This window comes from Weissella thailandensis, assembly GCF_005405465.1.
Taxonomy (GTDB): Bacteria; Bacillota; Bacilli; order Lactobacillales; family Lactobacillaceae; genus Weissella; species Weissella thailandensis.
In genome coordinates this window covers 39441-49564 of sequence record NZ_BJEC01000016.1, presented here as the reverse complement: position 1 = coordinate 49564, position 10124 = coordinate 39441, and the positions used below count along the sequence as shown (strand labels likewise).

Sequence of the window (10124 nt, the reverse complement as noted above, 5' to 3'; positions counted from 1 at the left end):
CTCAAGTCGCCATTGAATTACCTTGATTTTAAAGGAATATTGATAATTTGTCTTACTTTGACTAGCGTTGTTTAATCCATAGACACCAAGTTCCTTGATATTAGTAACCCAGTTACGAATGGTGTCTGTTCCTTTAATACCAAACTTTTTCCGTATTTTATAAGGCGGAATACCTTGTAGGTACATCGTGACTGCTTCAATTTGTACTTCTTTTGAAAACATAGTAAAACCCCGTAAGTTTTGGAAATTACTCCAACTTACGGGGTTCAGTTCAGATGGTGCTTTTTTGTTGCAATAAAAAAGTGATTGGGACGTTTGCTCTGTCCAACCACTTTGAGAATATTAAAATTTAATTTCCGAAACATACGTTAGTTTTCTACGATAATCCAGTTCGATAAAATCAGTTGGTTGCACATGACCAGGTTCTTTATCGAAATAGGTGACATCAGCAATTTGAAGCATGGTATAAACAAACTGTGAACAAAACATGATGTTACGACGCGTGGAGTGCTTTGTTACTAATCCTAGGATGTTATAAGCGCTACCTGTTTGATTGATTTGTTTAATTGTATCTAAGACTTTTTGCTTCTGAGCAACTGAGACGGGTAGTCGATAAATTAACACTGATGCGTCTGCCTTTTTATGAAAGGCTTGAATCATTTCGGGGTTAAGACCGGGTGGATAAACTCGCTCACCACCATTATAGCTGATGATAGTTGTTAAATCAGCGTCAAAGCTAAGTGAGGCGTGATTAAATTGCTTTTGGGTAAATAGTCCGATTAGTTCACTAGCGGCGCTACCAGTATTGGAAATGACGATATAGAGCGCTGGATCCACTAATGATTGTTCTGCCTTTTCGAAATAGTTAGCGTCCAAAGAACCATTATTAATATAACGGATTGTACTGTGTCGGTTTAAATCACTAAAAATTTCCTGGATGTTTTGAATCGATAGAGTATGTCGAAATTTACCAAAAGTATCGGTCGCTTGATGAAGGCGTTGTTGGTTGCGCTTCATCTGTGTGAAGGTGATTGTGCTAACTTCTTCAACTGACGGTAGATAAAAAGAGGTGCTTTTTGCATGAACAACGACACCTTCTAATAAAAAGGGTAAGGGTAACAACATGGCGGCAATAAAGGATAGCAAGAATTGGCTCGTGCCCTGATTTGAAAAAACAATCGTTGCGTAAAAAGTAAGTTGCAGAATCATAGTAAGTGCGTAACCGAATAATAGCGTCAATTTTAGGCCAAAGGAATATTGCACCATTGTGAATAGTTTAATAGTTAAAAATACGAAAATGAAGATTGCGGTCAGAGCAAATAAAGGTAGTGTGCCGAATAGTGCGATAACCAACAATAGTAAAGAAGCGATTACCCAAATAAAACGTTGGTAATTAAGGATGTTATTCATATAAAAATTTGCCCCTGTTTGATATTAGCCCATAAATAGAATAAAGAGATGTTTTAAATATACTACCGTATCTAGTATTAAAATAGTAGATTTAATTATGTTTACGCACAAAAAAACAAGCCATACTTGTTAGAAAATTATCGGCAATTATGGCTTGTCTAAATAATATGATAATTTTTATTGCTTAAGCTTTGTTGGCATTACCAAAGACATCGATACGATCAACTAAGGAACTCTCAATTGCTTTAACACCAGTTGCTAATAACTTGCGTGGGTCGTAATTCTTGCCTTCTAGGTCATGATCAGCAAGAATGAAGTCACGCAATGCTTGATGGAAGGCTAACTGGGCTTCAGTGTTAACATTGACCTTTGATACACCCATTGAAATGGCTGTACGGATTTGGTCGTCAGGGACACCTGAACCACCATGTAATACAACTGGTACTTTATGGCCAGCAGTTTCGTTGATAGCAGTGGTGATTTTTTGGAGATGATCAAGTTGGAGTCCTTTCCAGTTATCTGGGTAAGGACCGTGGATGTTACCGATACCAGCGGCTAAGAAATCGATGCCAGTTTCTACCATTGAAATAGTTTCCTCGACAGGTGCAATTTCACCATTACCAATGACACCATCCTCTTCACCGCCAATTGTACCAACTTCAGCTTCCACAGAGACACCCTTAGCATGGGCCAATGAAACGATTTCACGAGTCTTAGCCAAGTTTTCTTCTAGTGGGAGGTGAGAGCCGTCGAACATGACTGAAGTAAAGCCAGCAGCAATTGCAGACTTTGCTGCTTCGTAGTTACCATGGTCAAGGTGAATGGCGATTGGAACGGTGATATTAAGCTCATGGTCAAGATTACGAATTAAATCAGCGACAGTTTTAAAGCCACCCATGTACTTAATAGCTCCCATTGAGGCAGCAACGATGGTTGGTGCTTGTTGAGCTTGTGCAACGCGCAAAATTGCTTCTGTCCATTCAAGGTTGTTGGTGTTAAAAGCCCCAACCGCATAACCAGATAAACGAGCCTTTGAAACGATAGCTTCTCCTGAAACAATAGTCATTTTTTATTCCCAACTTTCTTTTTTAAATTCTGTTGTGGCGTGACGAAGTTGATATTGATTAGTTTTATTTGCCAGTGCAATATCCTCACGCAAAGTACCCTCATTAGCGTTAGCAATACTAATTAAAAAAGGTACTAGTTTTTCTGTCCACACTAATTGATCGTCATAGCCATATTGTAGCCAAAAACTGTCGATCTTAGCATCATCCCAATCGCTGGCGCCGTGATAAGGGCGGTCATCTAATAGCAAACTATTAGGCATTTTTACCAAGTTTTTTTTGTGGGTCATAACGACCTTCTTGTAGAATGGGCTGTTGATATCGTTACCGAAGTAATCGGTCAACCATTCAATTTTATCTTGCCAAGAACTAGGGTTTTCCCAAGGCGCAGTAGAAAGAATATATAAATCAAAGTGTTTTGCTAACTCTTTGACACCATCAATTGCACCGGGTAAAGGCTTTAGGTGGCGGAAAATACCAGGGATTTGGTCTGGTTTCTTTACATTATATTTTTGGACATTTTGACTTTCGGCATTTAATACTGGCAAAGTATCAACTAGCGTATTGTCCATGTCAATAAATAGTTTTTTAATAACATTCCCTCTTTTCTGCGTATATGTACTAACGTGACACAAAATGAGTATACAGCCAAAATATTTGGAACACAAGACAGTTTTTCGTAATGGTATACGTTCACAAAATGAATGAAAATTATTTTCATTTGTGAATTTTTGACCTTTTCACCCCATAACAATAAGGTTAAAGATTTATAATCGCATGATAACAATCTTTTAAACGTTTGTGCATTTTTTGAGTACAAGTCTCTTTGTTAGTGGTTAGTATGTGAATGTGTATATTGGTATATAGTAATTTTTGAGTGGTTGTAAAAAATAAAAATTATTTTCATTATTTATAGATGGAAATTTTTGATCATAATAAAGAAAATTTACATGAGTTCCTTATTATATGGGATAATGGTAGGAGCAATAAACGTCATTAGGTTATTGGAGGATTTAAACGATGACCGATAAAGAAAGATTACGCCAGTACCAAGATTTATTGGAAGCTGGTGCTATTACCGAAGAAGAATATAATGATATGACTAAACATCTACGAGAAAGAATTCAAGCAGATGAACAGTCAACGGATGAGCCTAAAGAAGCGCCTAAGTTTGATGATACGGACTCGGTTAGTGAAGATACGGCCGATTCAGTGGATGATGAGACATATGCTACTGACGAAGATGTGGCTGAAAATCTATCAGCAAAGACGGGCGAGTTCGATGAGACAGTGTCTGATGAGGAAGAATCAGCAACTAACATGTCAGATGAAGAACCTACAGATCAGGTCGTTCCAGAAGTCCTTCGTCCAAATGATGATCAAGAAATGCAGCCAGTAACTAGTCAGCGACCAAAGCGTAATTACGATATGATTATCGCAGTCGTTGTTGTGTTGGTTGTATTGATAGGTGGTGGGGTTGTCGTGGTTAAACATAATCAGCAAAATGCCCAGATTGGTACTGAAACGACCAAAAGGGATACGAGCAAGTCTGATGATACGGCTGCAAAGTCGTCAAAGAAACCCGCTACTAAAAAGGACGATAGTGAAAAGGAAAAGGCAAGCAGCAAGCAGAAAAAAGACTCAGAAAAAGTGGCTGCGCAATGGTCAGAGGATCAAACAAAGAAATTGGCTGATTATATGGGCGTCTGGCAGAACGCAGTTGGTCAAACGTTTGTGGGAACCTATAATGGTGATACACCAAAACATTTGACATACAAGTTCCCTGAAGCATTAAAAGAAGGCAAGCTTGATGGGCATACAAAACTTGATAATGAGGATGTAAAATTTACTTGGTCAGCTAAGGCTGATAAAAAAGCGGATTATCAAGTTGTGGCGGTTGCCACTGGCTCTCGACAGGGTTCAGATAAACCAACGTCATACTTTTTTGTGATACATGATGGGCAAGGGGTTGTCTATGCAACTGAGACAGCAGATGGTGACAATCTAGAATTAACGAAAACACAGAACGCTGATTTGCAGAATAACTTCGCTAGTATTGTGAGTGAAAAAGCGGATGATTCATCAGCAACATCAGAATCGCAAGCAAACATTACTTTTGATGACGATGTAACAGTATCTGAATCTTAATAAATGTATTTTAAACGGAAGCTGGGACACGAAAATGTCCTGGCTTTTTTGTTGCGTTTGGATAAACATAACAACCAGTTGAATATTTGCGATACACTTACTTTTAGTAAATGAAAAACAAAGAAAGAGATATGAAAAAATGGAAACAACAAGATATGATATTCAACATTTAACGATGCGTGTTGTGGATGAGGAAAGGACACGTGTTTTCTATGAAAAAGTTTTAGGATTGGTAGATGTTTCATCAGATGATGAACATATCGATTATGCGTTTCGAAAGGGCGAAGCACCATTTCTAACGATGTTATTAAAAGGTAAAGCACAAAGTGTTGCTCAAACAGGGCTATACCACGTTGCCCTATTGTTTCCTAATGCAGCAGAATTAGCATCACTATTACATCGCTTACTAACATTGCAGATTCCGGTTGGTGCCGGTGATCATACAGTTAGTGAGGCATTATATATTAATGATTTTGAAGGTAATGGTATTGAGCTCTATCATGATCGAGATCCAAAAGGGTGGCAGTGGACAGATGGTCAGGTGACGATGGGCACTAGCGAAGTGGATGCAGATGCATTGCTGAGCAAGAAAGAGCACGACTGGACAGGGTTTCCGATAGGCATGAAAATTGGCCATCTTCATTTTATGGGCAATGACTTAGACGTAGCTGATCATTTCTTTTTAGACTTTCTACAAATGTATTTAGTTACTGATATGCGACCTGGTGCTAGTTTTTATTCAAATAATCATTACCACCACCATCATGCCGTTAACTTATGGCAAAGTCAGCATAGCAAGCTGCGTCACCTTGACGAAGCCGGTATTGTCAGCTGGCAGGTTATTGTTGACGAAAAGTATTTTTCACTACTAGTAACACGCGCTAAAGACATGCCTGGGTTAAGGGGAAATACTAATGACCAAATTGATATTATTGATCCAATGGGTTCGCTATTAACGATTATTCATGATTGATTTACATGGTTTTGTATTTCTTAATGCTTACTTTTAGTCAATATTAACCTTCTAGGTTTATAATAAAGTATGTAACAGAGTTTTGTTATAAAAAATTACTTAAATAGTAAATGAACCTGCAAATGGTATTGTGTAAGCTATATCTTTAATGCTTTTATTTTTAGAAAGAAGGGTACGATGACATCAATTTATGATTTTGCGGAAACGGAAATGAGTGGTAAAGAAATTAACTTAAAAGATTACACTGGTAAAGTTGTGATCATTGTTAATACAGCTAGCAAATGTGGATTAGCTCCACAACTTGAAGGGTTAGAATCTCTCTATCAAAAATATCAGGATGATGGCTTGGTCGTATTAGGCTTACCATCAAATCAATTTAAACAAGAATTAGATACGGATGAAGAAACTAGTGATTATTGCCAAGTGCATTATGGCGTAACTTTCCCTATGACCAAGCGTGTGCTGGTTAACGGTGACGGTGAAGATGGATTGTTTACGTATTTAAAAGATATGTCAGGAAATGGTCCGATAAAGTGGAACTACACTAAGTTTTTGGTTGGTCGCGATGGGCAACTCATTCATCGCTATGCACCAATTACTAAACCTGAAAAGATGGAAAAAGAGATTGTCACGGCATTAAAAGTCAAGGCATAATGTCTTTATTGTGATTTTACAAACAATAATAAATACTTGCAAAAATCATATTTTTATGATGTAAGGGTTTTCATGTTATAAAATTCACTATCTTTGTTGCTGCATCAACGTTTCCTAAAAAAAGGACTTTAATTGTCCCATTTTTGGAAACTGACACTATTGCACCATTTGAAATTAGAGAATAAAATGTAGTTGTTCATGAGATGTGGATTTCATGAAATGATGATTTTAGTATTTATTTTTATAATTTATGTTTTTGGGGGTATTAACATGAAGGCAGCAGTATGGCATGGCGTAAAGGATATTCGTGTTGAAGATGTAGACTTGAAGCCAGCAAAAGACGATGAAGTCGTTATTCGTGTGGCATATGCAGGAATCTGTGGTAGTGACTTGCATGAATACTTAGAGGGTCCTGTGTTTATTCCGGTTGATAAGGTTGATGAATTAACTGGTGGTGAAGCACCAATTACTATGGGACATGAATTCTCAGGTGTCATTGAGTCAGTTGGTAAGGATGTTAAAAACTATAAAGTCGGTGATCATGTATCCGTTAATCCAACGGTTACACATGGGGAATCACCAGATGACGTTGATGTTTATGATGGCTATAGCTTTATTGGTTTGAGCTGTAATGGTGGTTTCGCTGCGCATGTTAATGTGCCAGAGGGAAACTTATATTCATTACCAGAAGAGTTCCCATTAAAGTTGGCTGCTACCATTGAACCAACTGCCGTTGCTGTACAAGCTGTTAAAGAGGGTGGCTTGAAGTTTGGTGAGAAGGTTGCCATCTTTGGTGCTGGACCAATTGGTGTGTTAGTTGCTGCTGCTGCCAAGGCTGCTGGTGCAACTAAGATTGTTGCGGTTGATCTATCAGCTGTTCGTTTGGAAAAGGCATTGGCAATGGGAGCAACTGATGTTGTAAACCCTAGTGAAGTTGATGACGCAGTGGCAACTGTCCGTGAAATTTTGGGCGGTGGCGCAGATGTATCATTCGAAGTTGCTGGTGTACAACCTACTTTTGAACAAGCGATTGATGTAACAAAGGCTCGTGGAACAGCAGTGATTGTTTCAATCTTTGCCCACCCAATCTCATTTGACCCAATGCAATTAATGAATGCTGGTGTTAAGTTAACATCAACTATTGCATACTCACGTGAGACTTTCCAACAAACAGTTGACCTAGTTAGTTCAGGTCAGATTAATGTTGAGCCAGTTATTACAGATATCATTGGTTTGGATGACGTTGTTGAAAAAGGATTTGATCGCTTATCAACAGATAAGTCACAAGCTAAGATTTTGATTGACTTAACTAAAGAAAATTAATTTTTAAACAGGAAGCTGGAACAGATAAAATGTTCTGGCTTTTTATATTACTTATAAAAAATAAGTATTTACAACTTCTAAAAAGTAAGTTAAGATAGTGGTAACGAGTTATAAGTTGTACATAATGAATAAATTTAAGGAGTGTTAATAATATGACAAAATATGGTGTAATTGTTGGATCAATTCGTAAGAACTCATACTCATTGGGTGTTGCCGAAGCATTGGTTGCCGGCTTGCCTGAAGATGCTGAAGTGACATACTTGGACATTGCAAAGTTGCCTTTGTATAACCAAGATTACGATGAAGCTTCTCCTGCTGAGTATACTGAATTCCGTGAAGCCGTAAAGGCACAAGATGCATTTATTATGGTAACGCCAGAACACAACCGTAGTATTCCAGCTGCTTTGAAGAATGCATTGGATGTTGCTTCTCGTCCATGGGGACAAAGCGTTTGGGCAGGTAAGCCAGTATTGCCAGCTTCACAATCAATTTCTGGTATTGCCGGTGTTGCTGCACACCACGTATTGCGTAACTCATTGGACTTCTTGGATATGAAGATCATGCACCAACCTGAATTGTACATTGGTAACACAATGTCTCTTGCTAATGAAGATGGTAAGATTACTAACGAAGATACAAAGGGATTCTTGGCTGGCGTTGGTGCACAATTTGCTGAATTTGCAACAAAGTAAGCAACTGTTTCCAAATATAAATAATTAAGTCAGTTAGGATAACTGTCGAAGGGGTGGACAAAACAATTGTCTGCCCCTTTTTATTTTTTTCAATTTGTTATAAGGTTGTGAGTGGAATTTATTTGAAGGAGAATGAGATGAGAAAAAGTGGGTATTTACACTGAGTATTGTGTTATTAGGTGTTGTGATGCGTGCGACATTTACAACAATACCAGTCGTAATTGATAATGTTGCGCACTCATTTGGTCTGCCAGTCAGTCAACTGGGTATCCTAACAACTTTACCTTTATTAACGTTTGCAATTTTTTCGCCAACCACGAGTTATGTGACGCGGCGCTTTGGTATGGAAAAGACCTTGTTAGGGGCATTACTATTGGTACTTTTGGGTTCACTTTTACGTGTTGCCAGCGCCTCAATGCTATTTGTCGGTACGATTTTGGTGGGAATTGGTATTGCTTTTATTAATGTTTTGCTACCGGCAACATTAGTTAAATTTACGCCTAACAAAATTGGCACTTATACATCGTTGTATAGTACAACCATGACCTTGATGACGGCGATTTTTCAAATAATTGCGGTACCAATTACCAAAACATTTAGTTGGCAAATGCTAGTCGTATTCCTTTCGGTAATTGTTTTGTTGGTTGTTGTCACGTGGATATTGCATATGTATGTGAATGTTGATTTATCTGCTAATAAGCGTGTGCAGCAAACTGATAATAAAACAGATCAGGTCCATCCATGGCGTAATAAATATGCATGGGCAATGCTAGTCATGGCTGGTATTCAATCGGCAGTTTTCTATACAAGTATTGCTTGGGTACCAACAGTTGCTCAGCGTACCGGATTGTCGGCCACACAAGCTGGTTGGGTAATCGGGGTGATGTCTTTGATTGGTATTCCAGCGTCAATGTGGGTGCCTAGCTTTTTAGAGCGAGCTAACTACAAGCAACGTGTTCACTTTATGACTGGGGCAACTGGTTTATGGTTGATTGCTATCATCATGATGTATAATACGCAAGCTGGTTTGATTTGGTGGTTGATCGTGACGAGTTTTATTGGCCTTGGCGGAACCGCTGTGTTTGTTTATATGGTAACTTCATATGCTATTAGAACACGTAATCCGTTGGAAAGTTCAGCACTATCTGGTATGGCGCAAACGGGTGGCTATTTAATTGCTGCTGGAGCACCTTGGGCTTATGGTGTGTTGTTCGCCCAGTTAGATAGCTGGTTTTTGCAAACGACAGTTATGGCTGTTGCTATTGTCATCTTTATCTGCTTAATGTGGTTTGTTGAGCGTGATGAAACCATTTTTGAATAATTAATTACTTGTTGCGTAGGTCTTTTGACTAACGCAACTTTTTTTCTACGTATAAAAGTACGTCTATGGATTTGAAAATATTTTGGTACAATAATTTTACTAGTCACGAAACGAGGGAAAAACATGGCTGCAGCGGATTTAGAAGTCCATAATTTAATGACCGTAGATGATTTTATGTCGTTCAAAGATGATGATTTTAAACATTTACAACAAGACGTGGCATCTTTAAAGCATGACAGTGTCCATTACAATCATGAAATTTCTGATTTAAAAAGTGATGTCCAGATTTTAAAGGTTAGTGTGACAGAGTTACAGGTGGATGTGCGTTATCTAAAGCGTGATGTTAGTGACTTGAAACAAGATGTCCAAGAATTAAAATTGGATATGGCTGAAGTTAAGGTAGGTCTGAAAACAATCGTGGCAGATATGCGTTTTTTTAAATGGTTAATTGGTGTGAGTGTGGCATTGCCGAGTATGATTTGGATGGTACAGCAACTTTGTCGTCTGATTGGTTGTCCAATTGATTAATTGCCTACAAT

General features: G+C 38.2%; 11 protein-coding genes. 7 read left to right on the top strand and 4 right to left on the bottom strand.

Annotated features, from left to right (window positions below):
• The 4 genes from FFM62_RS07790 to FFM62_RS07775 all read right to left on the bottom strand — a co-directional run.
• The coding region (locus FFM62_RS07790; protein ID WP_137604529.1) for a helix-turn-helix domain-containing protein at positions 1 to 222 on the bottom strand (222 nt) is incomplete at its 3' end.
• 120 nt (positions 223 to 342) lie between these two features.
• Positions 343 to 1410 carry a UbiA prenyltransferase family protein gene (locus FFM62_RS07785; protein ID WP_115471416.1) on the bottom strand — a complete coding sequence of 356 codons (1068 nt, stop codon included), beginning with the start codon at positions 1408 to 1410 and terminating at the stop codon, positions 343 to 345.
• Between the two features lie 184 nt (positions 1411 to 1594).
• On the bottom strand, positions 1595 to 2476 hold the full coding sequence (locus FFM62_RS07780; protein WP_115471417.1) for a class II fructose-bisphosphate aldolase: 882 nt from the start codon (positions 2474 to 2476) through the stop codon (positions 1595 to 1597).
• A gap of 3 nt (positions 2477 to 2479) precedes the next feature.
• The gene (locus FFM62_RS07775) at positions 2480 to 3046 is read right to left on the bottom strand and encodes a 5' nucleotidase, NT5C type (RefSeq protein ID WP_115471418.1); all 567 of its coding nucleotides are present in this window, start codon (positions 3044 to 3046) and stop codon (positions 2480 to 2482) included.
• Positions 3047 to 3494: 448 nt separating this feature from the next.
• Between FFM62_RS07775 and FFM62_RS07770 the strand changes: the two genes are divergently transcribed.
• The 7 genes from FFM62_RS07770 (at position 3495) to FFM62_RS07740 (ending at position 10113) form a co-directional block, all read left to right on the top strand.
• Positions 3495 to 4622, top strand: a complete 1128-nt coding sequence (locus FFM62_RS07770; RefSeq protein ID WP_115471419.1) for a DUF4767 domain-containing protein — start codon at positions 3495 to 3497, stop codon at positions 4620 to 4622.
• 139 nt (positions 4623 to 4761) lie between these two features.
• On the top strand, positions 4762 to 5595 hold the full coding sequence (locus FFM62_RS07765; RefSeq protein WP_115471420.1) for a VOC family protein: 834 nt from the start codon (positions 4762 to 4764) through the stop codon (positions 5593 to 5595).
• 177 nt (positions 5596 to 5772) lie between these two features.
• On the top strand, positions 5773 to 6249 hold the full coding sequence (locus tag FFM62_RS07760) for a glutathione peroxidase (RefSeq protein ID WP_115471421.1): 477 nt from the start codon (positions 5773 to 5775) through the stop codon (positions 6247 to 6249).
• Between the two features lie 270 nt (positions 6250 to 6519).
• A complete protein-coding gene (locus FFM62_RS07755) occupies positions 6520 to 7572 on the top strand; it encodes a 2,3-butanediol dehydrogenase (protein WP_115471422.1) in 1053 nt (350 codons plus the stop codon).
• Between the two features lie 152 nt (positions 7573 to 7724).
• Entirely contained in the window at positions 7725 to 8264 is a 540-nt protein-coding gene (locus FFM62_RS07750; protein ID WP_115471423.1) for an NADPH-dependent FMN reductase, read from the top strand.
• Positions 8265 to 8433: 169 nt separating this feature from the next.
• Positions 8434 to 9585 (top strand): MFS transporter, encoded by a 1152-nt coding sequence (locus FFM62_RS07745; protein ID WP_115471424.1) that lies wholly within the window; start codon positions 8434 to 8436, stop codon positions 9583 to 9585.
• A 123-nt stretch (positions 9586 to 9708) separates the two neighbouring features.
• Positions 9709 to 10113, top strand: a complete 405-nt coding sequence (locus FFM62_RS07740; RefSeq protein ID WP_115471425.1) for a coiled-coil domain-containing protein — start codon at positions 9709 to 9711, stop codon at positions 10111 to 10113.
• Positions 10114 to 10124 lie beyond the last annotated feature (11 nt).

Coding starts and splice junctions, on each gene's coding strand:
- FFM62_RS07785 (WP_115471416.1), bottom strand. CDS start 1,410: ATGAATAACATCCTTAATTACCAACGTTTTATTTGGGTAATCGCTTCT.
- FFM62_RS07765 (WP_115471420.1), top strand. CDS start 4,762: ATGGAAACAACAAGATATGATATTCAACATTTAACGATGCGTGTTGTG.
- FFM62_RS07780 (WP_115471417.1), bottom strand. CDS start 2,476: ATGACTATTGTTTCAGGAGAAGCTATCGTTTCAAAGGCTCGTTTATCT.
- FFM62_RS07770 (WP_115471419.1), top strand. CDS start 3,495: ATGACCGATAAAGAAAGATTACGCCAGTACCAAGATTTATTGGAAGCT.
- FFM62_RS07740 (WP_115471425.1), top strand. CDS start 9,709: ATGGCTGCAGCGGATTTAGAAGTCCATAATTTAATGACCGTAGATGAT.
- FFM62_RS07760 (WP_115471421.1), top strand. CDS start 5,773: ATGACATCAATTTATGATTTTGCGGAAACGGAAATGAGTGGTAAAGAA.
- FFM62_RS07755 (WP_115471422.1), top strand. CDS start 6,520: ATGAAGGCAGCAGTATGGCATGGCGTAAAGGATATTCGTGTTGAAGAT.
- FFM62_RS07750 (WP_115471423.1), top strand. CDS start 7,725: ATGACAAAATATGGTGTAATTGTTGGATCAATTCGTAAGAACTCATAC.
- FFM62_RS07775 (WP_115471418.1), bottom strand. CDS start 3,046: ATGGACAATACGCTAGTTGATACTTTGCCAGTATTAAATGCCGAAAGT.